Source organism: Oceanicella sp. SM1341, assembly GCF_003448965.1.
Classification (GTDB): Bacteria; Pseudomonadota; Alphaproteobacteria; order Rhodobacterales; family Rhodobacteraceae; genus Paroceanicella.
Genome location: NZ_QRGC01000002.1, coordinates 110,207 through 136,833, shown reverse-complemented (window position 1 = coordinate 136,833; position 26,627 = coordinate 110,207). Strand labels below are relative to the sequence as shown.

20 protein-coding genes are annotated in these 26,627 nt (G+C 73.1%); 11 read left to right on the top strand and 9 right to left on the bottom strand.

The window, feature by feature from the left end; translation table 11 throughout:
- The first annotated feature begins 278 nt into the window (after positions 1–278).
- From D3P35_RS02580 to D3P35_RS02560, 4 genes are all read left to right on the top strand, one after another.
- Positions 279–1,502, top strand: coding sequence for an acyl-CoA dehydrogenase family protein (locus tag D3P35_RS02580; RefSeq protein WP_198670437.1), 1,224 nt, complete (start codon positions 279–281; stop codon positions 1,500–1,502).
- 31 nt (positions 1,503–1,533) lie between these two features.
- Entirely contained in the window at positions 1,534–2,340 is an 807-nt protein-coding gene (locus tag D3P35_RS02575; RefSeq protein WP_118132902.1) for an alpha/beta fold hydrolase, read from the top strand.
- 121 nt (positions 2,341–2,461) lie between these two features.
- On the top strand, positions 2,462–2,908 hold the full coding sequence (locus tag D3P35_RS02570) for a cupin domain-containing protein (protein ID WP_118132901.1): 447 nt from the start codon (positions 2,462–2,464) through the stop codon (positions 2,906–2,908).
- A 540-nt stretch (positions 2,909–3,448) separates the two neighbouring features.
- Complete coding sequence (locus D3P35_RS02560; protein ID WP_118132900.1) at positions 3,449–4,732, top strand: nitrate/nitrite transporter; 1,284 nt, start codon at positions 3,449–3,451, stop codon at positions 4,730–4,732.
- Positions 4,733–4,790: 58 nt separating this feature from the next.
- Here D3P35_RS02560 and D3P35_RS02555 read toward each other — a convergent pair whose 3' ends face one another.
- Entirely contained in the window at positions 4,791–5,978 is a 1,188-nt protein-coding gene (locus D3P35_RS02555) for a CaiB/BaiF CoA-transferase family protein (RefSeq protein WP_118132899.1), read from the bottom strand.
- Between the two features lies 1 nt (position 5,979).
- Positions 5,980–7,689 (bottom strand): gamma-glutamyltransferase, encoded by a 1,710-nt coding sequence (gene ggt / locus D3P35_RS02550; RefSeq protein WP_118132898.1) that lies wholly within the window; start codon positions 7,687–7,689, stop codon positions 5,980–5,982.
- A gap of 217 nt (positions 7,690–7,906) precedes the next feature.
- Between ggt and D3P35_RS02545 the strand changes: the two genes are divergently transcribed.
- The 4 genes from D3P35_RS02545 (at position 7,907) to D3P35_RS02530 (ending at position 11,884) form a co-directional block, all read left to right on the top strand.
- Entirely contained in the window at positions 7,907–9,022 is a 1,116-nt protein-coding gene (locus tag D3P35_RS02545; protein ID WP_157982011.1) for a C4-dicarboxylate TRAP transporter substrate-binding protein, read from the top strand.
- A gap of 71 nt (positions 9,023–9,093) precedes the next feature.
- The gene (locus tag D3P35_RS02540; RefSeq protein ID WP_157982010.1) at positions 9,094–9,612 is read left to right on the top strand and encodes a TRAP transporter small permease; all 519 of its coding nucleotides are present in this window, start codon (positions 9,094–9,096) and stop codon (positions 9,610–9,612) included.
- 12 nt (positions 9,613–9,624) lie between these two features.
- Positions 9,625–10,917 (top strand): TRAP transporter large permease, encoded by a 1,293-nt coding sequence (locus D3P35_RS02535; protein ID WP_118132895.1) that lies wholly within the window; start codon positions 9,625–9,627, stop codon positions 10,915–10,917.
- Between the two features lie 115 nt (positions 10,918–11,032).
- Positions 11,033–11,884: a helix-turn-helix domain-containing protein gene (locus D3P35_RS02530; RefSeq protein ID WP_198670436.1), complete on the top strand. Its 852-nt coding sequence runs from the start codon at positions 11,033–11,035 to the stop codon at positions 11,882–11,884.
- Positions 11,885–11,894: 10 nt separating this feature from the next.
- Here D3P35_RS02530 and D3P35_RS26925 read toward each other — a convergent pair whose 3' ends face one another.
- The 3 genes from D3P35_RS26925 to D3P35_RS02515 form a co-directional block, all read right to left on the bottom strand.
- A complete protein-coding gene (locus D3P35_RS26925; protein WP_157982009.1) occupies positions 11,895–13,595 on the bottom strand; it encodes a GMC oxidoreductase in 1,701 nt (566 codons plus the stop codon).
- A 354-nt stretch (positions 13,596–13,949) separates the two neighbouring features.
- Positions 13,950–15,440, bottom strand: a complete 1,491-nt coding sequence (locus tag D3P35_RS02520; RefSeq protein WP_118132892.1) for an efflux transporter outer membrane subunit — start codon at positions 15,438–15,440, stop codon at positions 13,950–13,952.
- Positions 15,440–15,877 (bottom strand): efflux RND transporter permease subunit, encoded by a 438-nt coding sequence (locus D3P35_RS02515; RefSeq protein WP_118132891.1) that lies wholly within the window; start codon positions 15,875–15,877, stop codon positions 15,440–15,442. The genes D3P35_RS02520 and D3P35_RS02515 overlap by 1 nt, the downstream gene beginning before the upstream one ends.
- Before the next feature lie 565 nt (positions 15,878–16,442).
- On the opposite strand from D3P35_RS02515, the gene D3P35_RS02510 reads away from it, so the two are divergent.
- Complete coding sequence (locus D3P35_RS02510; protein WP_118132890.1) at positions 16,443–17,132, top strand: TetR/AcrR family transcriptional regulator; 690 nt, start codon at positions 16,443–16,445, stop codon at positions 17,130–17,132.
- Between the two features lie 127 nt (positions 17,133–17,259).
- Here D3P35_RS02510 and ilvA read toward each other — a convergent pair whose 3' ends face one another.
- Both ilvA and D3P35_RS02500 read right to left on the bottom strand, forming a co-directional pair.
- A complete protein-coding gene (gene ilvA, locus D3P35_RS02505) occupies positions 17,260–18,507 on the bottom strand; it encodes a threonine ammonia-lyase IlvA (protein WP_118132889.1) in 1,248 nt (415 codons plus the stop codon).
- A 371-nt stretch (positions 18,508–18,878) separates the two neighbouring features.
- Positions 18,879–19,409, bottom strand: a complete 531-nt coding sequence (locus D3P35_RS02500; RefSeq protein WP_157982008.1) for a DUF1697 domain-containing protein — start codon at positions 19,407–19,409, stop codon at positions 18,879–18,881.
- A gap of 145 nt (positions 19,410–19,554) precedes the next feature.
- Between D3P35_RS02500 and D3P35_RS02495 the strand changes: the two genes are divergently transcribed.
- Positions 19,555–20,781, top strand: coding sequence for an argininosuccinate synthase (locus D3P35_RS02495; RefSeq protein WP_118133140.1), 1,227 nt, complete (start codon positions 19,555–19,557; stop codon positions 20,779–20,781).
- Positions 20,782–21,213: 432 nt separating this feature from the next.
- On the opposite strand, the gene chrA is transcribed toward D3P35_RS02495, so the two are convergent.
- Complete coding sequence (chrA, locus tag D3P35_RS02490) at positions 21,214–22,560, bottom strand: chromate efflux transporter (RefSeq protein ID WP_232830343.1); 1,347 nt, start codon at positions 22,558–22,560, stop codon at positions 21,214–21,216.
- Positions 22,561–23,465: 905 nt separating this feature from the next.
- Here chrA and D3P35_RS02485 point away from each other — a divergent pair.
- Positions 23,466–25,868, top strand: coding sequence for a ligase-associated DNA damage response DEXH box helicase (locus tag D3P35_RS02485; protein WP_370029901.1), 2,403 nt, complete (start codon positions 23,466–23,468; stop codon positions 25,866–25,868).
- A gap of 309 nt (positions 25,869–26,177) precedes the next feature.
- Here the strand turns inward: D3P35_RS02485 and D3P35_RS02480 are convergent, their stop codons facing one another.
- Positions 26,178–26,501 carry a hypothetical protein gene (locus D3P35_RS02480; protein WP_118132885.1) on the bottom strand — a complete coding sequence of 108 codons (324 nt, stop codon included), beginning with the start codon at positions 26,499–26,501 and terminating at the stop codon, positions 26,178–26,180.
- Positions 26,502–26,627 lie beyond the last annotated feature (126 nt).

Sequence of the window (26,627 nt, the reverse complement as noted above, 5' to 3'; positions counted from 1 at the left end):
CACCACCGCGCCCGCGCAGGCAGGCGGCGCGGCGATGTCGGGCAGCGGGACCAGCGGCCTCGGGACAGACCGCATTTTCGAAAATTATTCGTCACAAATCGCCGCTTGGCAATCCCCCCATCCGCGGGGATTGCCGGAAATTGCCGCCTTGGGAAGCATGCAGGGCAATGGCGCACCGCAACACGGCACCGCGGCGCGCCCTTCTGCCCATCCATGCGGCAGGCGCGAGGGCGATGCCGCCCTTTCGCCCGCGGCCCAGACAGACCGAGGACCCCGCCATGACCACCATGTTCTCCGCCCCCGAGGCCGACCCGCTCTCCCCCGCCGCCTACCACGCGCGGCTCGACGAGATCCTGCCGCTGGTGGAGGCCCGCGCCGAGGCGGCCGAGGCCCAGGGCCATCTCACCGACGACGTGGTGGCCGCGATGCGCGCCGCCGGCCTCTACACCATGCTGTTCCCGAAGGAGGTGGGCGGCGCCGAGCTGCTGCCCATCGACGCGATGCGCATCACCGAGCGCCTCGCCTATGCGCACGGCTCCGCCGCCTGGTGCGTGATGGGCGGCAACATGGAAGGCGCCACCATGGCGATCTACATCGCGCAGGAGGGCATCGACACGGTGTTCGCCAACGGCCCCGACATCACCATCTCCGGAAACGGCGTGCCGCGCGGCTATGCCCGGCCCGTGGAGGGCGGCTGGATGATCAAGGGCAACTGGTCCTACGGCTCGGGCATCCATCACGCCGAATGGGTGCACTCGGGCTGCTTCGTGACCGACCAGGAAGGCAACATGCAGTTCGGCGAGAACGGCGCGCCGAAGATCATCGTGTGCCACCACCCGCGAAGCACCATCAAGCTGCTGGGCAACTGGGACGTGCTGGGGCTCAAGGCCACCGGCTCCTACGACTACGTGCTCGACGGCATGGAGGAGCTCTTCCTGCCCGCCCACATGGCCTATGACTTCGACATCGGCGCGCCGGTGCGCGGGGCGGCGCAGGGGGCGCTGGGGCTCGCGGGCTACTCGGCCTGGGCGCATACCGGCTGGGCCATCGGCGTGGGCCGGCGCATGCTCGACGAGCTGAAGAAGGTGATCGTGAACCGGGTGGACGCCTTCGGCAAATCCTCCGACAGCGCCTCCTTCCGCTTCCAGTTCGCCCAGGCGGAGGCGAAGTTCCGCGCCGCCGCCGCCCTCGCCCACGAGGCATGGGAGGACATCTCGGCCACCTATGCGAAGGGCGAGCCGCATTCCCAGGAGCAGCTCACCCTGGTCAAGCTCGCCCTGCGCCACATCCATGACGTGGCCTCCGAGACCGGCACCTTCGCCTATCGCCAGGGCCGGGGTGCCGCCCTGCGCAACACGGTGATGCAGCGCACCTGGCGCGACATCCACGCCGGCACCCAGCACATCCTGATGGCCGACCAGATGGTGGAGGAATGCGGCCGCGGCCTGCTGGGCATCGCCCCGCCCGAGGCGCCCTGGACCGTGTTCGGCATCGCCGGCTGACCCCTCCCTCACGCCTCCGAGGAGCCCGACGATGACAGACCTTGCCACCCCCGCCCTGCCCGGGCTCGAAGGCTTCGCGCGCCGCACCCGCCGCATCGGCGGCGTGGAGACCGTGTGGTACGAGGCGGGCGACGGGCCGCCGCTGGTGTTCCTGCACGGCACCGGCACCTTCACCGGCTTCGAGATGGCCCGGGCCTGGACCGGCAGCCACCGGGTGATCCTGCCCCATCACCCCGGCTTCGGCGAAAGCGCGGATGATCCGGCCGCCGTGGCCATCGAGGATTACGTGCTGCACTACCTCGCCTTCTTCGACACGCTGGAGCTGGGCGCGCTGGCGCTGGCGGGCTTCTCGGTGGGCGGCTGGATGGCGGCGGAGATCGCGCTGCGCCAGCCGGCGCGCATCCGCGCGCTGGTGCTGGCCGCGCCGGGCGGGCTGGCCGTGCCGGGCGCGGCCCCGGCCGATCTCTCCGGCGTGGGGCCCGACGAGGTGCCGGGCTACCTCGCGCATGACCCCGCCGTGGCGCTGCGCTACTTCCCCGACGGGCCGGACCCCGCCTTCGGCGCGCAGCTCGGGCGGGAGATGGGTGCCCTCGGCCGGCTGCTCGCCGCGGCGCCGGGCGGCTCGGCCCGGCTGGCGCGCTGGCGCCACCGGCTCACCATGCCGCTCCTGCTCGTCTGGGGCGCGGAGGACCGGATGATCCCCGCCGCCCAGGCGCCGGCCTGGGCCGAGGGCCTGCCGGCCGCTCAGACCCTGCTCGTGCCCGGCGCCGGGCATCTGGTGTTCGAGGAAAGGCCCGACACCGCCACCCGCGTGGCCGATTTCCTCGCCGCCGGCTGAGGGCCCGCCCACGGCCCCGTCCACGCGGAGGGCTTGCCCTCCGGCCCGCGACGCGGCACGCCTTTGCCGCCGGCCCCCGTGCCGGCACCCGACTGACCGACTTTTCCGAGAGGATAGAATGATGAACCCCATGCCAGCCGGCATCACCGCCCCAGAGGAAGCCTATGACGGCGAGGTGTGGAACATCCTCGGCCAGACCTACACGCTCAAGCAGGTCTCCGAGGATTCCATGTCCTGGCACGCGCATTTCCCGGATGGCACCTTCGTGCCGCCGCACATCCACTTCACCCAGGAGGAGTTCGTCTACGTGCTCACCGGCGAGCTGACCTTCTGGCTCGACGGCGAGGAGTTCAAGGCCGGGCCGGGAAGCCTCGCCCGCCTGCCGCGCAACGTGCCGCACGGCATCTTCAACCGCTCGGGCGCCGACGTGACCTGCTTCTTCTGGGTCACGCCCACGCGCGAGCTGCTCGATGCCTTCCGCAAGATGAACAACGTGCCCGAGCCGGGCGAGGTGGTGCGCATCGCCTCCGAGCACGAGCTCGAGTTCCTGCCGCCCCCGGCCGCCTGATCCCGCACGCGGCGCCCCCCGCCGGTGCGCCGCGGCCCGGCCGGCCTTCCCGCGCGCCCGGACGGCACGCCCGCGCCCCGGGCGGCGGTACCTGACACCGGATCGCCCCCGCGGGGACGACCCTCCTCCACCCCCGGGCGGCAATGCGGACCCGCCCCCGGGCGGCAATGCCCGACCCTCCGCCCCCCGGGCGGAGAGCCCGACCGTCACCTCCGGGTGGCAAATTCCGGCCACCTCCGGGCGGCAATGCCTTCCCGGCCGCCCCCCGGCGCGGCACCGCCTTTCCGGCCGCCCCGAGCGGCACCGTCGCTCCCGCCGCCCGATAGGGATGGCACCCCCGAATACCCGGCCGCCCGCTTCCGGGCGGCGCATGCTCCCGCACCGCGGCCCGGCCCCCGGGCGACAGCGCTTCCTGCCGGGCCGCCCACCCGGAGGGCCCGGCCGTGCCGTGGCCCGCCCGGGCCCGCGGCGGCACGGCCCAACCCCGGGAAACCCCGCGCGCAAGACGCGGCCCCCGCCTTTCCGACAGGGAACACCGACATGACATGGGACACTCTCGCCGAGCCCGACCGCAAGCGCATCCGCTCCTGGCAATGGGGCATGCTGCTGCTCGCCCTCGCCTGCGAGCTCTTCCTCGCCGCCGACTGGTACGGGCTCGCCGCCGTGGTGCCCTTCATCTCGCCCGACCTCGGGCTGAACGAGGAGCAGGCCGGCGCGGCCGTGGGCATCTTCGCGCTGTCCTACGGCGTGGGCATGCTGGTGTGGTCCTTCGCCACGCTGGGCCTCTCGGCGCGGCGCATGCTGCTGATCGGGCTGCTGGGCACCGGCCTGGGCATGGTGCTGCAGGTCTTCGTGCAGAATTACATGCAGCTCCTCACCCTGCGCCTCGTCATCGGCTTCTTCGACGCGGCGATCTTCCTGGGCAACATGAAGCTGATCTTCGGCTGGTTCCCGCTGCGCCGGCACGGCTTCATGGTGGGGCTCATCCTCGCGGCCTACAGCCTCGCCATCACGCTGGTCTTCGCGCTCGGCGTGCCGCTCACCATCTCCTCGGGCTGGCGCTGCTTCTTCGGCGCGCTCGCGGCCGGCACGCTGATCATCGCGCTGCTCGACATGCTGCTGGCGCGCAACTCCCCCGAAGAGATCGGCTTCCCCGGCTTCCGCTGGCAGGACGAGGCCCCCGCCGACCCCGCCCATGTGCCGCTGCGCTCGGTCTTCGGCAGCCCCTGGCTCTACATCGGCGGCTTCGGCATCGCGGCCTGCACCTTCGCCATCGCCGGCACCGCCACCTGGGTCATCCCCGGCTGGATCACCACCCAGGGCATGGCCCCGGCCGACGCGCCGCTGATCGGCACGCTGATGGGCCTCTCGCAGGTGGTGTTCCTGATCGTCGGCGGGCTGATGGCCGACGTGATGTCCAAGACCGCGATCATCATCGGCTCGGCGGTGCTGGCGGTGCTGGTGGCCATCGGCTTCACCGTGAGCATGAACATGCCGGTGAGCTTCGGCTTCATGCTGGGCCTCGCGGGGCTGAGCGGGCTCGCGGTGATCGGCGGCGGCGCGATCTTCGCGCTGATGAGCGAGCGATTCTCCGCCGCGCTGGCGCCGGCCGCGGTGGGCTATGCCGAGATCTTCGGCATCCTCTCGAGCGCGCTCGCACCCGCGCTGATGGGGCTGATCATCCACCGCAGCGGCGGCAGCTTCACCTCGGCCTTCGTCGCCTTCATCGTGATCGAGGTGCTGTTCCTCGGCGCGCTCGTCTGGCTCACCCGCAGCGCCGCGACCCGCCGGGCCACGGCCGGGCCGCTGGTGAGCGCCGAGTGAGCCGCCCGGCCCGCTGACGCCTCCCCCGGGGCCGGCCAGCGCGCCGGCCCCGGGCAGATCACGCCCCGCCCGCCCCACGCCCCGACATGAGGCGGGCAATCTCCTCCTCCGCATATCCCAGCCCGCGCAGCACCGCGGCGGTGTCCGCGCCCAGCGCGGGCGGCGGCATGTGCCGCCCCCCGGCCGCACCGCCGAGCCGCAGCGGCGAGGCGACCGAGCGCACCCGGCCCTCCAGCCCGTCATCGGCCGCGAAGAAGCCCTGCGCGGCCAGCTGCGGATCCTCCAGCAGCTCCGCGAGCCGCGCCACCTTCGCATGCGGCACGTCGAGCCGCGCGCAGGCCGCGCACCAGGCGGCGGTGCTGCGCGCGGGCGTGGCGGCGGCCAGCAGGGCGTAGAGCTCCCCCGCCCGGCGGTTCCGCGCGCCCGCATCGGCGAACCAGGGCGCCGCGCAGACATCGGCGCGGCCGATCTCCTCCAGCATCCGCCGCCAGTGCGTGGCATTGTAGGGCAGGATGGCCACCCAGCCGTCGGCAGTGGCATAGGGCCTGCGGGCGGGGTCGAGCACCCGGGCATAGCCGGGGGCGCCGTCCTCCGCCCAGGTGGCGGCGCCGAGATGCTCGTTGAACAGGAAGGCCACCAGCGCCTCGAACATCGGAAGTTCCAGCGCCGCCCCGGCCCCGCTGCGCTCGCGGCGCAGCAGCGCCGCGGTCACGGCCTGGGCCACGTGCAGCGCGCCGAGCTTGTCGGCCAGGATGGTGGGGGCATAGGCCGGGGTGCCGCCGCTCTCCAGCGGCAGGCCGGCAAGGCCGGAGGCGGCCTGGATGATGTCGTCGTAGGCCGGCCGGTCCGCATCCGGCCCGGCCGAGCCGAAGCCCGGCGCCGCGCAGTGCACCAGACGCGGGTGACGGGCCGAGAGCGCCTCCGGCGCCAGCCCCAGCCGGGCGGCGGCGGCGGGGCGCATGTTGTGCACCAGCGCGTCGGCGCTGCCGAGCAGCCACTCCAGCGCCTCCCGCCCGCCGGTGCTCTTGAGGTCCAGCACCACCGAGCGCTTGTTGCGGTTGTTGGCGGCGAAGAGCGCGCCCATGCCACCCGGGCCCGGCGCCCCGGCGGAGCGGGCGAGATCGCCCCCCGGGGCCTCCACCTTGATGACCTCCGCGCCCTGGTCGGCGAGGATGCGGGTGGCCAGCGGCCCGAGCACGATGGTGGTGAGGTCGATCACCCGCAGGCCGGCGAGCAGGTCGAGCATGTCAGCCCTGCCCCGGGGCGGGGCGGTCGCGGAACGGGTCGGGCCAGAAGCTCACGCCCGGGCGGGCGAGGCCGCCGCCGATCGCCATCACCGTGCCGTCGGCCCGCCAGCAGGCCGCGCCTTCCATCGACCCGTCGGCATGGAAGCGGATCAGGCCCATGCCGCCGCCCACATGCGCCACCTCGCGCAGCTCATGGCCCAGTGCTCCGAGCGCCGCGCGCAGGCTGGCGGGGAAGCCGGCCTCCACCTCAACCACCTGGCCCTGGGTGAACACCCGCGGCGCCTCCACCGCCTCCTGCACGCTCATGCCGTGGTCCACGAGGTTCATGACCGCCTGGAACACGCAGGCCGGGATGCGGTGGGCGCCGGGCAGGCCGAGGGCGAAGGCCGGCCGCCCCTCCTTCAGCGCGATCATCGCCGAGATGCCCGAGGTGATGCGCTTGCCCGGCTCCAGCGACAGCGCCAGCCCCGGGTGGGGGTCGAACAGGTACATGTAGTTGTTGGGAATGATGCCGGTGCCGGGCAGCATCAGCCTCGCGCCGAACAGGCTGTTGATGGTCTGGGTCGAGCTCACGATGTTGCCCTCGCCGTCGGCGATGGTGACATGGGTGGTGTTGTCGGACTCGCGCGAGAGCACCTCGGCCTCGAAGGCGGAGGCCCGCGCGGGGTCGATCTGCGGCCGGCGGGCGTCGCCGTAGGCCTTCGAGAGGAGCCGCGCCACCGGCACGTCGACGAAGGCCGGGTCGGCGGTGGCGGCACGGCGGTCCGAGGCGGCGATCTTGAGCGCCTCCAGCGCCAGGTGCACGGTCTCCGGCGTGCCGAAGCCGGAGGCGGAAATGTCGAACCCCTCCATGAGGTTGAGCATCTGCACCACGTGCACCCCGCCCGAGCAGGGGGGCGGCGGGCCGATGAGCTCGTGGCCGCGATAGGTGCCGCGCACCGGCGCGCGGTGCTCGGTGCGGTAGGCGGCGAGATCGGCCCGGCTCACGTAGCCGCCGGCCTCGGTGATGTGATCGGCGATGGCCGCGCCGAGGCTGCCGCCGTAGAGCGCCTCCGGCCCCTCGGCGGCGATGCGGCGCAGGGTGGCGGCATAGTCCGTCTGCACCAGGATTTCGCCCGCCGCGAGCGGCCGGCCCAGCGGCAGGAACAGCTTCGAGATCCCGGCGTCCAGCGCGAGATCGGCCGCCAGTTCCGCGATGGTGGTGGCGAGGTAGGGGGTCACCTCGAAGCCCAGCGCGGCGTGGCGGATGGCCGGCTCCAGCACCCGGGCCAGCGGCAGGCGGCCATAGCCCTCCAGCAGCTCGCACCAGGCGCGCAGGTTGCCCGGCACGGCGATGGCGCGGATCCCGACCCGGTTTGCCCGGCCCTCGGTCTCCATGTAGTCCGGCCAGCTGTCGGACACCGGGGTGTAGCTGTCCGGCCGGCAGGCGGCGGGCGCGGTGCACAGCCCGTCGATCACCGTCTCGCGCCCGTCGGCCATGCGCACCACCGACGCGCCGCCGCCGAAGATGCCCACCATCATCGGCTCGACCACGGTGAGGGTGAAGAGGGCGGCCACCGTGGCGTCCGCCGCATTGCCGCCCGCGGCCATGATCTCCACCGCCGCGGCCGAGGCCAGCGGGTGGTTGGTCACCGCCACGCCCCGGCTGCCCCGGGCCGGAGCCTTCTCGCAGGTCACGGCCAGGGCACGGCCTTCCGCTTGCGTGTTCATCGTCTCTCGCTCTCTCGCATATGTATGGTTCATCTAATGAACCCAAGGTGCGATCAATAAGAAAACCCCGCTCCCATCCTGTCAAGCCTTGCCACGAGCCGGCGTATACTTCATCGAATCCACGTTGACAGACGGGATATCTCGGGTCAGGTTCAAAGTAACAGAACCAAAGGTTCATCTAATGAACCAAACAACAGGAAGAGAGAAGGATCCCCGGATGTCCCTGCGCAGATTCCTCCCCGCCCTCGCCCCCGGCCTGCTGGCAGCGGGGCTTTCCGCCCCCGGCGCCCTCGCCGATACCACCCTCACCTACGGCAGCTCGCTGCCGGCGCCGCACATCGTGCACACCGCCGGGCTGGAGCCGTTCTTCGCCCGGGTGGAGGCGGCGACGGGCGGCGACACGGGCTGGGAGCTGTCCCCCGGCGGGGCCATGGGCGGGGTGAAGGAGGCCTTCTCCATGGTCGCCGACAACGTCACCGACGCCGGCCTGCTGCTCGACATCTACGCCCGCCAGGAACTGCCGGTAACCTCGATGTTCTCGGACATGATCACCCTGCCGGACGATTTCATCGTCTTCGCCGCGGCGGCCAACGAGATGCAGCTCGTCGCCTGCGAGGAATGCATCGCCGAGCGGTCGGCGCGCGACGTGGTCTCGCTCGCCTACTACGGGCCCGACCCCTACCTGATCATGTGCCGCGACGACACGCGCAGCCTCGCCGACCTGCAGAACAAGAAGACCCGCGCCTCCGGCCGGCTGGGCGTGCTGATGCAGGATTTCGGCGCCACCACGGTCACCATCCCCTCCTCGGAGGTGTATGAATCGCTCCAGCGCGGCCAGGCGGACTGCACGGTGGCCTCCACGGCCTGGCTCGAGTCCTACGCGCTCAAGGACGTGGTGAAGACGGTGATCGACCTGCCCACCGGCAGCTATTTCAACGCCGGGCTGATGCTGATGAACAAGCCGGTGTTCGACGGGCTCTCCGAAGCCGGGCAGCAGGCCATCCGGGCCAATCTCGCCGAGCTGGTGGTGGACGTGCTCTTCGCCTACCGCGACGAGGGCAGGGCGGCGCTGGACAGCGCGGTGGCCGCGGGCGTCACCCTCGTGGAGCCGGACGAGGAGATGCTGGAGCGCATCGGGGCCTTCCGCGCCGGCGAGATCGAGAACACCATCGCCGCCGCCGACGCGGCCGGCGTGCCCGGCGCGCGGCAGCGCATCGAGACCTACATGGCGCTGGTGGAGAAATGGCGCGGCCTCCTCGCCGGGATCGGCGACGACAAGCAGGCCTTCGTCGACGCGCTGAACCGCGAGGTGTTCGACAAGGCGCGGTTCTGAGGCCCGCACCCGCCCGCGCGCCCGCCCCCTGCCGGCGGGCGCCCCCTCCCCCCCGTTTCCGGAACACCGCCATGCTCTTCGCCCATCGCTGGCTCGGCCGGCTGAACATGCTCGTGATCGCGCTCGCCCTGCTCGCCGCGGCGCTGATGATGCTGCAGGTCTCGCTCGACGTGATCTGCAAGTACCTCTTCAACCGCCCGGTTCCGCTGACGCTGGAAGCGGTGGCGAGCTTCTACATGGTGGCGCTGATCTTCCTGCCGCTGGGGCTGGTGACGCGCGAGCGCGGCCATATCGGGGTGGACCTGTTCACCCGCCGGCTGTCGGCCCGGGCGCAGGCCGGGCTGGACGCCTTCGCCGGGCTGCTGGGCGTGGTGCTGGCCGGCCTGCTGGTGTGGTTCACCGGCGGCGAGGCCCTGCACCAGACCCGCATCGGCGAAACCTGGGAGACGGCGCTCGGCTACGTGGAGATCTGGCCGGCGCGCTGGCTGGTGCCGGCCGGCTGCCTGACCATGTGCGCCTGGTTCGCGCTGCTCACCCTCGACGACCTGCGCTTCGCCGCCACCGGCCGGCGCGCCCTCCCCCATCCCTGATCGAGGCCGGACATGATCGCCGCAATCGCCATTCTCATCCTGCTCGTGCTGCTCGCCATCCGGGTGCCCATCGGCATCGCGCTCTCCACCGTGTCCATCGGCGGGATCATCGCGCTGCGCGGCACCCGGCCGGCCTTCTCGGTGCTCGGCTCGCTGCCCTTCGACTTCGCGGCCTCCTGGTCGCTCTCGGCGGTGCCGATGTTCCTGCTGATGGGCGCCATCGCCTATCACACCGGGCTCACCCGCTCGCTCTACCAGGCGGCGCGGCTGTGGTTCAACCCGCTGCCCGGCGGGCTGGCGGTGGCCTCGAACTTCGCCTCCGCCGGCTTCGCGGCCGCCTCCGGCTCCAGCCTCGCCACCGCGGCGGCCATGGGGCGGCTCGCCATCCCGGAGATGCTGCGCTTCGGCTACGACAAGGGGCTGGCCACCGGCACCATCGCCGCCGCCGGCACGCTGGGCGCCTTCATCCCGCCTTCCATCGCCTTCGTGCTCTACGGCTGGTACACGCAGCAGCCGGTGGGCACGCTGCTGGTGGCCGGCATCGTGCCCGGCCTGCTCACCGCCGGGGCCTATTGCACCATGATCATCCTGCGCTGCCGGGCCAACCCCGCGCTCGCACCGCGGGCGGAGGTGCCCGGCGGCCGGGCGGAGAAGTTCCGCGCCCTGCGCGACATCTGGCCGATGCCGGTGCTGGTGCTCTGCGTGGTGGGCGGCATCTTCTCCGGCCTCACCACCGCCACCGAGGCCGGCGCCACCGGGGCGTTCTTCGCCCTGGTCATCGCGCTGCTGATGGGCCGGCTCAGCCGCGCCGCCCTGCTCACCGCCTTCATGGAGGCGATCCGCACCACCGCCTCCATCTTCTTCATCGCCATCGGCGCGATGCTGCTCACCCGCTTCCTGGCCATGGCCGGCGTGCCGCGGATGATGGGCGACCTGGTGGAGAGCTGGAATCTCGGCGTGTTCGGCGTCATCGCGGTGATGGTGCTGGTCTACCTGGTGCTGGGCATGTTCCTCGACCCGATCGGGATCATCCTGCTCACCCTGCCGGTGTTCCTGCCGATGTTCGAGAAGCTCGACATAAACCTCATCTGGGTGGGCGTGCTGGTGGTGAAGATGATCGAGGTCGGGCTGCTCACGCCGCCGGTGGGCATGAACGCCTTCGTGGTGAAGAACATCGTCGGCGACGCGGTCGAGCTGAACACCATCTTCCGCGGCCTGAGCTGGTTTCTCGTCTGCGAGGTGGTGGTGGTGGCGCTGCTGGTGGCTGTGCCGGGCCTGTCGCTCTGGCTGCCGGGGCTGATGTGAGCCGGGGCCGCCTTGCCCCCGGCGCGCCCGCTCCGCTATGCTCGCGCCCGCGCCCCGGGCGGGGCGGCCGGCCGCCGGAGGCCGCGGAGCGATGCGGGGAGGACCGGCGCCAGCCATGACACGCGGCAAGCCACAGATCGCACGCGGCAAGACCGACACGGCCACCGTTTACCAGCCGGTCACCGCCTCGCTGCGGGTGCTCGAGGTGCTGGAGGCGCTGAACGCCATCGGCCCCGCCGGGCTCACCGCCATCCAGAAGCGCACCGGCATTCCCAAGGCCACCACCCTGCGCATGCTCGAGACCCTGCAGAGCGCCGGCTTCGCCACCTACGACCCCGGCAGCCGCGAGTTCGCCGTCGGCATCCGCGCGCTCGCCCTCTCCACCGGCTACAACGCCGAGGACGAGATCGTGATGATCGCCGGGCCGGTGATGGCGGAGCTGCGCAAGTCGCTCGGCTGGCCCTCCGACATCGTGGTGAGCCAGAACGACCAGCTGGTGATCGCCAACACCAACGCGCGCGACGCGGTGTTCTCCGTGGTGCGGCGGCGCGGGCCCGGCTCGCAGCTTCCCTTCACCATCTCGGCCACCGGGCGGGCCTGGCTGGCCTTCGCCACCGACGCCTTCCGCCAGCGGGTGCTGCGCTTCGAGCGCCCCCACCCGGAGGAGAGCCGCGAGCTGATGGAGAACCGCGAGAAGCTCGAGGCGCTGATCGCCGAGACCCGCCGGCGCGGCTACGGCCTGCAGTCCGGGGAGTTCTTCGACACCGAGGCCGGCGCCGGCGTGCCGGTGATCGTGGGCGGGGTGCTGCGCTGCTGCCTCAACATCATCGTGGCGCGCAACGCCGTGACGCTGGAGCAGATCGAGCGCCAGTACGTGCCCCTCCTGCAGGAGGCCGCGCGCGAGATCGAGGCCCGTGCCGCCCGCGCCGGGCTGGCCATCGGCGCGCCGGACATCAGCCGCTACTGACCGCCCCGGCTCAGGACCGGCCCTCCGGCCGGTGCACCAGCGCATCGGCCGAGGCGGCCCGCCCCGCCGCGACGGTCGGCCGGGCCATGAGATGATGCGCGAGCCGCACGCCCAGCGCCACGGCCGGGAAGGTGGGATGCGCCCGCCCGCTCGCGGGCAGCACCGAGGGCGCGGCGACAAAGAGGTTGCCCACCCCGTGCACCTGCAGGTTGCGGTCCACCACGCCGGTGCGGGGGCTCGCGGACATCCGCGTGCAACCGATCTGGTGATAGCCGTCCGAGGCCTGGGCGCGCACCTGCGCCGCGCGCTGCGGCGCGGGCTGGTGCCAGCTCACCTCGCCTGCCCCGGCGGCGCGCATCCAGCCGGCCAGCACCTCGTGCGAGCGCAGGACGGAGGAGACATCCTGCGCGCCGAAGCGCAGGTCCACCCGCGCCAGCGGCAGGCCGTCGCCGTCGCGGCGCGCGGAGAGGGTGACGCGGCTCTCCGGGTCGGGGGCGTGTTCGGCGTGGTAGCGCAGGGCGTAGATGCCGCGCGGATTGTAGAACTGGAAGAACGGATGGCTCTTCTGCGCGGCCATGCGCATGCGCGCGATGCTCACCAGCCCGGCAAAGGTGGACAGCGGCTGGCGCAGAACATTGCCCATGTGCAGCGCCGGCTGCAGGCCGAATGCATAGGGCGTGCTGCGGTGGCCCGGGTGGTAATGGGGCATGTAATCGGCGGTGCGGTGGCGCAGGGCCAGCGCGAGATGCACCGCCGAGAGCGCGCCCGAGAGGTAGTAGGGGTCGTCCAGCGGCATGTTCATCAGGGCGAAATAGGCATTGAGCAGCCCCTCGCGCCGCTGCACCCGCGGCGAGATCACGAGGCAGTGCCGGGCCGAGGCCCCGTCCGGCGTGGCGTTCACGAGAAAGCGCCGGGCCATGTCCGGCCGCTCGAAGCGCACCCGCGCCGCCGAGCCGGAGAGATGGCCCATGTAGTAGCGCCCCAGCGGGCCCGGCGCCCCGCCCAGCAGGCCCGGGTGGTCGCGCTGCATGAGCAGGAGCAGGCGCGTGGCCTGCACGCCGCCGCAGGCCAGCACCACCCGGCGCGGCCGCAGGCTCAGCCGCCGCCCGGCCGAGATGGCCCGCAGCCCGGTGATCCGGCCGCTGCCCGGCGCGAAGTCCAGCCCCAGGACCCGGGTGTCGAGGCACAGGGTGAGCGCCGGGCTGGTCTCGATCTCCTCGCGGTGCAGCCGCGAGGTGTTGGCCACCCGGCAATAGCGGATGAGCTGGTCGAGATGTACTTCGGCGGTGGGGTCGTGGTCGGGGTCATGAGCGTCGAAATTGCCGTGCACGCCGAGGATCTCCCCCGCGGCCGCGTGCCAGCTCGCCAGTTCCTCGATGTCGATCGGCGCGCCGGAGAGCGGCACATGCGCCCGCGGCGAGAGGTCGATCTCGTCGAGCGGCGTGCAGCCGCCGCCCCATGCGGTGGAGGTGCCGCCCAGCCCCTGCCGGGTGACCAGCGCACCGCGGCCGTGGGTGGCCTCGTCGGCAAGGTCGAGCTCGAACGGCCCGCCCTCCCGACCTTCTGCAACCCGGCCGCCGGCCTCCAGCACCACCACCCTGTGCCCGCCCCGGGCAAGCGTGAGCGCCACGCCGAGCCCGACAGGCCCGGCACCGACAACGCAAACATCAATATCGGCGTTTTCGCCAAAGCAATACTCTTCTGAAATCACGGCGCAGATTCCGGGCGAATGATTATGGGAAATTATTCGGGGAAAACTGTTTGAAGCAATATTTTACAAATTTATGCCAACGCTACGGCCAGACGAGACTTAACTTTGAGTCTCATAGAAACAGAAAATCGTTTCGTGTTGAAGTGCAGAATCTCGCAGATGCGCGCCAGAGTCGCGCCATCACGAAACCATCGGGTAAAATGGCCCGCTGCGTCAAGACGTTATACCATTCGATTGAGACTGCAGCCGCGCGGCCATCGCCCCGGCCCTGCCGGTGACGAAGCGCCGGGGGACGGCGCAGGCGGTGCGCGCCCGGCGCGGCGGTCGGCCGGCCGGTGCGCGCGGTGCCGGCTCTCAGGGCTGATAGGCGAGGCGCGGGCCGGTGTAGGTGTCCACGATCTCGGGTTTCGAGGCGTCCACCTGCCCGTCCCAGCCGCCGCCCAGCGCCTTGTTGAGCGAGATGTAGTAGGTGGCGATGTTGATCTGGCTCTGCAGCAGCGTGTCCTCGGCCGAGTAGAGCGAGCGCTCGGCGTCCAGCACGTCGAGGAAGCTCGAGGAGCCGGTCTGGTAGAGCGAGCGCGACAGCGAGGCGGCGCGGCGATAGGCCCGGGCCGAATCGTCGAGCCGCTCGTAGCGCTGCTGCTCGCGGGTGAGGCCGTAGAGCGCGTTCTCCACGTCCTCGAGCGCGGTGAGGATGGCGGAGCGGAACAGGATGTAGGACTGGTCGCGCTGCGCCTGGGCGATCTCGACCCCGGCCGCGAGCTGGCCGGCGTTGAAGATCGGCACGGTGAGCGAGGGCCCGACCGACCAGGCCACCGACGAGGCCTCGAACAGGTTGCCCAGCGTGGAGGCCGAGGTGGCGATGCTGCCCGAGAGGCTGATATTCGGCCAGCGCGCCGCCTCCGCCACGCCGATGAGCGCGGTGGACTGGGCGAGCTGGCGCTCGGCCACCCGGATGTCGGGCCGGGCCATCAGCACCTGGGCGGGCACGCCGGCGGGCATCGGCAGGCGGGGCTCGGGGATCGGCTTCGTCTCGGCCATGCTGCCCATCAGCGCCGCCGGCGGCTGGCCGGTGAGGATGCTCAGCCGGTGCACCGCCTCGGCGAAGGAGATCTGCAGCGTGGGGATGGCGGCCTCGGTGCTGGCGGCCTGGCCGGTGGCATTGGCCACGTCGAGCGCCGAGGAGGCACCGGCCTCGAACTGCGCCCGGGTGAGGGCGGCGGTCTCGCGCTGCGAGCGGGCGGTGCGCTCGGCGAGGTTGATGCGGGCCTGGAAGCCGCGGGCCTGCACGTAATAGGTCGCTACGTCGCCCACCAGGGTGAGCAGGGTGGCGCGCAGCTCCTCGTTGGCGGCGTCGAGCCCGTAGCGCGCCGCCTCGATGGTGCGGCGGTTGGCGCCGAAGAGGTCGAGCTCCCATGCCGCGTCGAACCCGGCCTGGAAGGAGGAGTTGGAGCCCTGCCCGGCGGTGGTGTTGGAGCCGCCGTCCTGGCGGGTGGCGGAGGCGCTGCCGTCCACCTGCGGGGCCAGCGCGCCGCCGGCCTGGCGCAGGGTGGCGCGGGCCTCGCGGATGGCGGCCCGGGCGCCGGCCACGTCGAGGTTGCCGGCCACGGCCTGCGAGATCATCGCGTCGAGCATCGGGTCGTCCATCCGGGTCCACCAGCGGGAGAGCTCGGCCGGGCGCGGGGTGGTGGCGGGATCGGCGTTGAACCGGTCCGGCACGTCGACCTTCGGGGTGTCGTAATCGGGGCCCACCACGCAGCCGGCGAGCGCCGTGCAGGCGAGGAGCATCATCAGGGCGCGCCGCGGGCGGGCGGCGGGGGAAACAACCGGGGTCACAGAATTCATCACGTCCACTCAACAGGATGGGGCTGGCGCGCCGGGGGGCCGGCGCGCCGCGGGTCTCGGATCGGTCCGGCCGGCACCTCGCTCGGGGCCTTTGCCGGGGGCGGGCGCCGCCCGAACAGGCGCAGCGCCGCGGCAGGGGGCAGGAGCCCGAAGCGCACGCCGGGGGCCGTGGCCGCGATCGTGCCGCCCATGGCCCCGGTCCCGATGGCGTGCCGCACACCGGAGCCTGCTCCGCCGGCAATGGCGAGCGGCGCGATGCCGGAAATGACGGCCATCGGGGTCATCACGGGGAACCGCAGCCGCCGGCGCGCGGCATCCGGTGTCGCCGCGATGAGCCCACCCCCGGCATCAGGCCGCGCAATGGCGAATTCCACGGTGAGGATGGCGCTCCCGGCCGCGCGGCCGGGCACCGTCGGGAGCCCCACCCCGGGCTGCACATCGTTGTTCTGTCAGAAGAATTTTGCGGCTGCAAGCGCGCCCTGCGCCCCGATGGGCACCAGGCGCACCACCGCGGGCGGACTGCCCCGGCTCTCGCGAAGCGCCAGGGCCCGCCGGGCCATCGCCGGAGCCGGGACGGCGCAGGGCGCTTCCGCCCGGTCGCCCGGGAGCCCCGCCGCGCAGGAAGGCCGGGCCACCCGCGACGTGCCGGCGCTCCCGCCGCCGCACGGGTTGCCCGGCTCGCGTCCGGCGCGCGGTCGGCCGCAAGCCGGCCTCGGGTGCGGAGCTGACGCTGCCCGCGGGGGCGGTCTTCTCCTCCGCCTCGGCGGCGTCCGGGGACACCCCCTCCCGGCGGCCCACCGGCGGCAGCGCGCCAGGCGCCGCCCGGAAGCGGCAGGTCGGCACGGCCGGTGTCGACGGTTGGAAGAAAGCCGGCATCTCGTGCCTCATATTTACAAAACTGCGAATTACCCATATTGTCGACAGTCGAACGATGTCAACACCCGTGAAGTGCAAACGCTGCCGCGCGGGCGGTCCGTCGCCGCGAAGGGGGAGGAAAACGGCATGGCCGATCAGCACGATGCATCCCCGGTCACGAAACCGTGCGCCGGGGCGGAGGCCGGCGCCCCCCGCCGCAGGGGCCGCCCGAAGGTCACCCCCGACCCCGAGCTTGCGGCGCGAATCGTCGGGGAGGCGCGGGCGCTCTTCCTCGAGAGCGGCTATGGCGGCACCACCATGGACGAGATCGCCGCGCGCTGCCGGGTGTCCAAGCGCACGCTCTACCGGCTGTTCCCGACCAAGACGGAGCTGTTCCGCGCCATCATCGAGGCGCACCGCCCGAGCATGCTGGCCCTGCCGGGAGATTACGCGGGCCTGCCGCTGGAGCGCGCGCTCGAGCGCATCCTGCGCGTGGGCATCGACCCGGAGGAGGACCGCGAGCGTATCGCGGTGCTGCGCCTCGTGGTGCTGGAGGTGCAGAACGCGCCGGAGCTGGGCGAGATCGTGCGCGACCATGGCGCCGAGCCGTCGCGCCGGGCGCTGGCGGGCTGGCTCGCCGACCGCCAGGCGGAGGGGGAGCTGCGCGCGCTCGACCCCCACATGCTCGCCGGCATGCTGATGAACATGGTCTTCGGGGTCACGAAGGGCGGCTGTGTCGGCCCGCCGGGCACGGAGGGCTGGCCGGAGGCGGAGGAGCGCGACCGCCACATCCGCATCTGCATCGACCTGCTCCTCAACGGCGCGCGCCCGCGCTGAGCCCGGCAGCCGGGCGCGCAAGGGGCAGCGCCCCCGGCCCCGGCGCAGGGCGCCCGGCCTCACGGCAGGCATCGCCCTCCGGCCTCACGGCGCAGGCGGGGCAGCTGCGCATTCCGGGCAGGCCCCCTCAGACGATCAGGCTCATCAGCGTGTCGTTGCCGGTGATGTCCTCGTAGACGATGCCGTTCTCCTCCATCCGGGCGTAGAGCCCGGGGAAGCCGGCGGGGTCCTTCGTCTCGATGCCGAGCAGGATGGAGCCGAAGTTGCGCGCCGATTTCTTCAGGTACTCGAAGCGGGCGATGTCGTCGTCCGGGCCGAGCAGGCCGAGGAAATCCTTCAGCGCGCCGGGGCGCTGGGGCAGGCGCAGGATGAAGTATTTCTTGCGGCCCTCGTGGCGCATGGCGCGTTCCTTCACCTCCGGCAGGCGCTCGAAGTCGAAGTTGCCGCCCGAGACCACGCAGACCACGGTGCGGCCGCGCAGCACGTCCGGCGGCAGGTCGGCCAACGCGTCGATGGAGAGGGCGCCGGCGGGCTCCAGCACCACGCCCTCGACGTTGAGCATCTCGACCATGGTGCGGCACAGGTGCCCCTCGGCCACGCGGATCACCTGCGCCGGCGAGGCGCCGTGCAGCGCGGCGAAGGGCCGCTCGCCGATGCGCGCCACGGCGGCCCCGTCCACGAAGCTCGAGACCTTCGGCAGGGTGACCGGGTGTCCGGCGTTCAGCGCCTCGTAGAGGCTCGCCGCCGTCTCCGGCTCGACGAAGCGGAAACCGGCGGAGGCGCCCTTCGCGGCGAAGTATTTCGTCACCCCCGCCGCGAGCCCGCCGCCCCCCACCGGCAGCATCACCAGATCGGGCTCGGGCAGGGCGGCGAGGATCTCCACCGCCACCGTGGCCTGGCCGAGGATGGTGTCATCCGCGTCGAAGGGCGGCACGAAGACCGCCTCGTTCGCCGCGGCATGCTCCTGTGCGGCCTTCAGGCTCGCGTCGAAGAAATCCCCGGTGAGCACCACCTCGACGAACTCCCCGCCGAAGACGCGGGTCTTCATGATCTTCTGCTCCGGCGTGGTGACCGGCATGAAAACCGTGCCGTGGCGGCCGAAATGCCGGCAGGCCCAGGCGAAGCCCTGCGCGTGGTTGCCCGCCGAGGCGCAGACGAAGCGCGCCTGCTCCGGGTTGCGCTGCAGCGCCATGGACAGGAAGGTGAAGGCGCCGCGCAGCTTGTAGCTGCGCACCGGCGAGAGGTCTTCGCGCTTGAGCCAGATATCGGCGCCGTAGCGCTCGGAGAGGAAGGCGTTGCGCTGCAGCGGCGTGGGCTCCATCACCGCGGCAAGGGCTGCGGCGGCCTGCTCGGCGGCGGCGGCGAATTCGGTCATGCGCTTGTCCTCTCACGGCGGTATTCGGGGCGGTCTTCGGGGCGATGTCAGGCGCCGGCGTCAGGCTGGCCTCCCGGGGGCGGACCCCGGGCCGCTGCCCGGCGCGGGGCAGCGCGCACAGGCATAGGCCAGCCGCGCGGCCAATTCCAGCCCGGCCGAGCCTGCGCCCGCCATGGTTAGCGATTGCTGAACCTTGATCTGCTGAAGCCAACTCTCCCGGGCCCCTATCGGGCAGGCCGGGGCGCGCGGTCGTGAACGGGCCCGGTCCCGGCGTCCCCGGTGCCGGGCTTCGGGGGCAAAGCACGGCATGGGTTCGTGGTCCTGCAGCGCGGGCAAGGTCCGGTCGCGGACTGCGGCGGCAAGGCCCGGCCTCAGATCTCCCGGGCCAGCGCCGCGATGGCCTCGAGGCTGCGCAGGTTGCGCGCCGTGGCCACGCCCGGCAGCCGCCGGCCCAGCGCCGCCGCCAGCTTCGAGCGCCCCAGTCCCGAGGGGGCGTGCAGCCACACCCCGCGCGGCGCCGCGGCGAGGCGCTCGTCACCCGCGCGCAGCGGCGCGAAGGCGGAGAGGTCTGGCACCGGCCCGTCGAGCACGAAGAGATGCAGGCCAGCCGGCTGCGCCGCCGCTTCCGGGAAGGGGTTTTCCGCCAGCATCCACTCCAGCTCGGCGGCGGGCAGCACCACCAGCTCGGCCGTCACGCCGGTGGCGGCCTCAAGGGCGCTGCGGATGCGCGCGGCGAGCGCCTCCGGCGTGCCGCGCGCGCGGAACACCGCGTTGCCGCTCTGCACATGGGTGCGCACCGGGCCGAGGCCGGCGCCCTCCAGCGCCGCGCGCAGCTCCGCCATGGCCAGCCGCCGCGTGCCGCCCACGTTCATCCCCCGGAACAGCGCCACCTGCACGTCCATCGCGTCCTCCCCGCCGAGGCCGCCAGACTGGCACGGGCCGGGCCACCTGGCCAACCCCGCCGGCCCCGCGCCCCTTGCCCGGAAGGCCCGGAGGGCGTAAGGCTGCCCGCAAACCGTCCGTCCCGAACCCATGGAGCGCCCGCGCATGTCCGCCCCCAAGAAAGTCGTCCTCGCCTATTCCGGCGGTCTCGACACCTCGATCATCCTGAAATGGCTGCAGTCCGAGTATGGCTGCGAGGTCGTCACCTTCACCGCCGATCTCGGCCAGGGCGAGGAGCTGGAGCCGGCGCGCAAGAAGGCCGAGCTGCTCGGCATCAAGCCGGAGAACATCTACATCGAGGACGTGCGCGAGGAATTCGTGCGGGACTTCGTGTTCCCGATGTTCCGCGCCAACGCGCTCTACGAGGGGCTCTACCTGCTCGGCACCTCCATCGCCCGGCCGCTGATCTCCAAGCGTCTCGTCGAGATCGCCGCCGAGACCGGCGCCGATGCCGTGGCCCATGGCGCCACCGGCAAGGGCAACGACCAGGTGCGCTTCGAGCTCTCCGCCTATGCGCTCAACCCCGAGATCAAGGTCATCGCGCCCTGGCGCGAGTGGGACCTCACCTCCCGCACCCGGCTGATCGAGTACGCCGAGCAGAACCAGGTGCCGGTGCCGAAGGACAAGCGCGGCGAGGCGCCCTTCTCGGTCGACGCGAACCTGCTGCACACCTCCTCGGAGGGCAAGGTGCTCGAGGATCCCGCGCAGGAGGCGCCGGACTACGTCTACCAGCGCACCGTGGACCCCGAGAAGGCCCCCGACACGCCCGAGTACATCGAGATCGGCTTCGAGAAGGGCGACGCGGTGAGCCTCAACGGCGAGGCGCTCTCGCCCGCCGCCATGCTCACCCGGCTCAACGAGCTCGGCGGCAAGCACGGTGTCGGCCGGCTCGACCTCGTGGAGGGCCGCTACGTGGGCATGAAGTCCCGCGGCATCTACGAGACGCCGGGCGGCACGGTGCTGCTCGCCGCCCACCGGGGCATCGAGTCGATCACCCTCGACCGGGGTGCGGCGCACCTGAAGGACGAGCTGATGCCGCGCTACGCCGAGCTCATCTACAACGGCTACTGGTTCAGCCCCGAGCGCGAGATGCTGCAGGCGCTGATCGACAAGAGCCAGGAGCATGTCTCCGGCACCGTCCGGGTGAAGCTCTACAAGGGCTCGGCCAATGTCGTGGGCCGCTGGTCGGAGGCGAGCCTCTACTCCGAGCAGCACGTGACCTTCGAGGAAGACGCCGGCGCCTACGACCAGAAGGACGCCGCCGGCTTCATCAAGATCAACGCCCTGCGCCTGCGCCTCATCGCGATGCGCGACCGGCGCCTGAAGGGCTGAGCACCGCCGCCTCCGGCCCCGCGCCGGAGACGCGGCACGCGGCGACACGGCGGTCGGGGGCTCGATGCCCCCGTCCGGCGTCCGTCCCCCGCGCCGACGCCGGTGCAGCCTGGCACCGCACACCGGACCTTCCGGCGCCGGACCGGCATCTCCCCCCGCAGGCCGCTCCCGGGAGACCTCCGGGCCAACCGCCCCCGACCCTGCCTGACGACAGGACCATCCGCACGGCACGCTGAAGTTCCGTTCCCCGGCCCAGGCCCGACGGGTCGGCCGCCTCGGATCACGAAGGGGCCGCCCGGGCCTCGCTGCGGCCCCATCGGGCACGCCCGTCCGAAGGCGCCCGGGGCCCAGCCGGGGTGAGGTGCAGCGCCCCTCGCCACCGCGCCCCGGCCCGCTCCCGGCGGCGTGACGCCCGCTACGCCGGCACGGCCCTCACACGAGCCCCAGCGCATGGAGCCCGAGCCCGGCCAGGCCACCCACCGCCACCATCAGCAGCATCGGCGGCCTGCGCCACAGCCCCCAGGCGCCGAGCAGCAGGAAGAGCGCGAGCCGCACCGGCTCCGGCCCATCGGCCGGCCCGGCGGGAAACAGCGCCGCGGTGCCGAGGAAGAGCGCGAGGTTCGCGATCACCCCGACCACCGCGGCCGAGACCCCCGCGAGCGCCCGCCGCGCCGTGGCCGCGCGCTGCATCGCCTCCACGTGCGGGGCGGCGGCGAGCATCATCGAGAGGCTGGGCACGAAGGTGTAGAGGCAGGCGAGTGCCGCGGTGCCCGCGCCGGCCCAGCCCCCGGCCGGCCAGCCGGCGAAGAACCCCGCGTAGACGTTCACGAGGATGAGCGGCCCCGGCGTCGCCTCGGCCAGGGCGAGGCCGGTGAGCATCTGCGCGCCGGTGAGCCAGCCGAGCTCGGTCACCGCCCGCTCGGCGACGTAGGGCAGCACCGCGTAGGCGCCGCCGAAGGTCACCAGCGCCGCGGAGGTGAAGAGCCCCGCCAGCGCGTCCTGCGGCTCGGGCCCGAACAGGCTGCGCGAGGCCAGCCAGGCGGCAAGCACCACAGCCGCCCCCGCCCCCAGCGTGGCCGCGGCGGCGAACAGGCCCCGGCGCGCCCCGCGCCCGGGCGCGGCCGCCACCTCCGGCGCCGCGGGGGCGGGCAGTGCCAGCCCGGCAAGGGCGGCGAGCCCGACGACCAGCGGAAACGACAGCCCCGCGACGGCGAGCGCCGCGAAGGCCGCCACCGCGACGGCCGCGTGCCGCCAGCCCGGCAGCGCCCCGCGCGCGAGGCGCAGGAGTGCCAGCAGCACGATCACCAGCACCGCGGGCTGCAGCCCGGCGAAGAGCGCCTGCACCGCCGGCAGTTCGCCGTGCTCCGCCGCCGCCCAGGCGATGGCGATCATCAGCGCCGCACCGGGCAGCACGAAGGAGAGCCCGGCGACCAGCCCGCCGATCCGTCCGTGCACGCACCAGCCGAGAAAGGTGGCGAGCTGCTGCGCCTCCGGCCCGGGCAGCAGCATGGCCACCGCCAGCCCGCGCCGGAACCGCTCCGCCGACACCCAGCCGCGGCGGGTCACGATCTCGTCCTGCATCAGCGCGATCTGGCCGGCCGGTCCGCCGAAGGACAGCAGCCCGATGCGCAGGTGCACGGCCAGCCCTTCCCACAGGCCGGGGCGCCCGGGAGGCACGTCGGACGGGGGCATCGAGCCCCCGCCCGCCGTGTCGCCGCCTTGCGGCTCCGGCGCGGGATGGGGGGCCTCGGGCCCGGATGGCAAGAGCTCGCGTGTCATGCGGATCATTCTGCCACGGCTCGGTCTCGGCCATGTGACGGAAGCCGTGTGCCGGGCGCGGCAAAGGCGCGCGGCCGGTGCGGCGGCGCGGCTCCGCCCGTGCCGGGTCGCTCGCCGGAGCCGCCCTGGCCCGCGCGAAGACGGACCGGCACGGGTGCGGCTCACGCCCCGCACCCGGCGCCGGCGCGAGGCAGGCCGGGCGCTCCTCCCGCCTGCCTCGCGGCGGCGCAGGGGGCGAAAGGCTTTCCCGCCCGGCTGCCGCCCCGGAGGCAAGCCGAAGCGCACCCTGCCAGGCGCATCTCCGGCTCTCGCGACGGCGGCATTCGAAGCCGAGGTCCCCCAAGCGCCCGGGCAGCACGTCGGGCGCCGCGGCTGGCTTCCCCTCCCGACAGTCCCGGAACGGCCCCTGCAGCCCGGAATGATGCCCCGCCCCCGCGGCGCGAGCGGTCGGGGCTGCGCCCGGGCCCTGCGATCGCGCAGCTGCGGCAGCACTCACAGAGTGCTCGCACGGAAAGAACCGGCCTTGGCGCCATGGCAAGCCTGCCCCCCGGAGCGCACGGCGACGGCCATCATCGGGTCTCGACGGCTCGGCGTCTCGCGGTCGCCGCGCGGGACGCGCGGCCGGGCCCAAACCGCAGGAGACCCGCCCGAAGGGCGGGTCGACGCAGGGCGGGAGAGCTCCCCGGCCCGAGCCACGCGGACCGCCGAGGGCAGCAAGGGCCGGCCAACATGGGGGCTCCCGCGGGCCCGACAATCACACCCGCACCCGCACACGCACTGCTCCCTGCCTCTGCCTCTGCCTCTGCCTCTGCCTCGAGGTGCTGCTCGGCCGGCAGGCGGTGTCCGGGCCCGTTTCCGTCAGCATCCGGCTGGACCGCGGGCCGCGCACCGCTAGGATGACCCGCATGTTGCCCGGATATGTCCAGGACTGGTTCGCCGCCCGTGGCTGGCGCCCGCACCCGCACCAGCTCGCCGTGCTGGAGGGGGGCGCCGCCGCGACGCTGCTCATCGCGCCCACCGGCGGCGGCAAGACGCTGGCCGGGTTCCTGCCCTCGCTGGTGGAACTCGGGCCGGAGCCGGGGCCCGGGCTGCACACGCTCTACGTCTCGCCGCTGAAGGCTCTGGCGGCGGACATCCGGCGCAACCTTTCCGCCCCGGTGGCGGAGATGGGCCTCGGCATCCGCATCGAGGACCGCACCGGCGACACCCGCCCCTCCGCCCGCCAGCGCCAGCGCCGCGACCCGCCGCACATCCTGCTCACCACCCCCGAGAGCCTCGCCCTCATGCTCTCCTACGAGGACGCCCCGCGCATCTTCGCCGGGCTGCGCCGGGTGATCGTCGACGAGATCCACGCCCTCGCCGAGAGCCGCCGCGGCGACCAGCTCATGCTCGGCCTCGCCCGGCTGGAGCGGCTGGCGCCGGGGCTGCGCCGGCTCGGGCTCTCGGCCACGGTGGAGGATCCGGAGGCCCTCGGCCGCTTCCTCTCCCCCGCCGGCTGCACCCTGCTGGAGGCGGACCCCGGGCCGGACCCGGACATCGGGATTCTCGCCACGAAGGCGCCGCCGCCCTGGTCCGGGCAGGGCGGGCGACATGCCGCGGCCGAGGTGATGGCAGAGATCGCGAAGGCGCGGGTGACGCTGGTGTTCATCAACACCCGCGCCCAGGCCGAGCTGTTCTTCCGCGCGCTCTGGGCGGTGAACGCCGACAACCTGCCCATCGGCCTGCACCACGGCTCGCTGGCGCGCGAGGTGCGCGAGCGGGTGGAGGCGGCGATGGTGGCGGGGGAGCTGCGCGCCGTGGTCTCCACCGGCTCGCTCGACCTCGGGATCGACTGGGGCGCGGTCGACCTCGTGATCCAGGTGGGCGCGCCGAAGAACGTGAAGCGGCTGGTGCAGCGCATCGGCCGGGCCAACCACCGCTACAACGCCCCCTCCCGGGCATTGCTGGTGCCGGCCAACCGGCTGGAGCTGGTGGAATGCCAGGCCGCGCTGGAGGCGGTGCGCGAGCGCGATCTCGACGGCGACCCGCGCCCGCCCGGCGGGCTCGACGTGCTGTGCCAGCACATCCTGCTCTGCGCCTGCGCCGCCCCCTTCGAGGCGGGCGCGCTCTTCGAGGAGATCCGCACCGCGGGCCCCTACGCCGGCCTCACGCGCGAGCGCTTCGAGCGCTGCCTCGAGTTCTGCGCCACCGGCGGCTACGCCCTGCGCGCCTATGACCGCTGGCAGCGGCTGATGCAGCGCGACGGGCTCTGGCAGCTGCGCGACCCGCGCCGCGCCCGCGACCTGCGGATGAACATCGGCACCATCACCGCCTCGGAGACACTGAAGGTGCGCCGGCGCGGCGGCGCGCCGCTGGGCGAGGTCGACGAGATGTTCGCCGCCTCCCTCACCCCCGGCGACCGCTTCCTCATCGGCGGCGAGGTGGTGCGCTACGAGGGCCTGCGCGAGATGGTGGTGGAGGTGAGCCCGGCTCGCGGCGCCGAGCCGATGATCGCGGTCTACGGCGGCACCAAGCTCGCCCTCTCCACCCGGCTCGCACACCGGGTGCTCGCCCTGCTGGAGGACCGGGCGCGCTGGCCCGACCTCCCCGGCCACATCGGCGACTGGCTGGAGCGCCAGGCCCGCATCAGCCGGGTGCCCTGCGCCGAGCGCCTGCTGGCCGAGACCTTCGGGCGCGACGGCCGGCACCACCTCTGCCTGCACGGTTTCGCCGGGCGCAACGCCCACCAGACGCTGGGCCTCCTGCTCACCCGGCGCATGGAGGAGGCGGGGCTGGAGCCGCTGGGCTTCGTCGCCTCCGACGCCTCGCTGATGATCTGGGGCCTGCGGGAGGTCGCCGACCCCGCCGCCCTGCTCGCCCCCGGGGCGCTGCGCGACGGGCTGGAGGGCTGGCTCGCCGGCAACGCGGTGATGAAGCGCACCTTCCGCTCGGCGGCACTGGTGGCGGGACTGATTGACCGCACCCTGCCCGGCAAGCGCCGCTCCGGGCGGCAGACCACCTTCTCCTCCGACATCCTCTACGACACGCTGCGCCGCTACGACCCCGGCCACCTGATGCTGGAGATCACCCGCGAGGAGGCGATGCGCGGCCTCGTCGATTTCGAGCGCATCGAGGAGATGCTGGCCCGCACGAGCGGCCGCATCGACCACGTGCGCGCGCCCCATGTCACCCCGCTCGCCGCCCCGCTCTTGCTGGAGATCGGCAAGGTGCCGATCCGCGGCGCCGCCGAAGCGAGACTGCTCGAGGAAGCCGCCGAGACGCTGATGGCCGAGGCCGGCGAGACGGCGGAAGACGACCTCTCCGCCTGACACCCCGTCCCGGAACAACAGGCTGGCGCGACCGCGACCGGCCGCCTGCGGCGCGCAGCATCCGCCGGGTCGCGCCTGCGCGCCGCCCGCTCCGCCATCCGCTTGTGGCCCGCGGCCAGCACCGGAGGCGGCATCCACATTGGCCCGCGCGCCTTCGGGGTCCTCCTGTCTCTCCCGCAGCCGCCCCGGGTGCGCCCCGGCCTGCCTGATTCGCCGCCCCGCTGCGCGCCGGGGCGCGATCTCCGCGCCGGCGGCACCATTGCCGCCCCCTGCCGGCCGCGCGATGCACGGCGTCGTACCGCAGATGTTTCAGCCGCTCAGGAAGGGCACCCGGATCTCGCGCTGCTTCGGGTCCGCCGCATCGCCGTAGCGCTTCAGCGCGTAGCACCCGCCCACCAGCGGCTCGGCGCGCAGCAGCGGTTCGATGGCGGTGAAGAGGCGGTCCGCGTCCGGCCCGTAGAAAAAGAACACGAAGGTGCCCTCGCCGTATTCGTCGCCGTCGAACTCGCCGGAGCCCTCGGTGTTCAGGAACTCTCCCAGGCGGTCCCCGACGGCCATCAGCCCTTCGATCTCCTCCGGTGATCCCATGGGACCGCCCTTCAGCGGCACGACGATCTTCACGCAATGTTCCATATCGGCTCCCTCCCTGCCGGATGGCACAGAGTTGCACCGGCCGCACCGCGGATCCACAGGAATTGTCGCGGAGCCGGGGCGCGGCGGCGGGAGCCGACGGGGAAGCGCGACCCGGCTCGTGCCGCG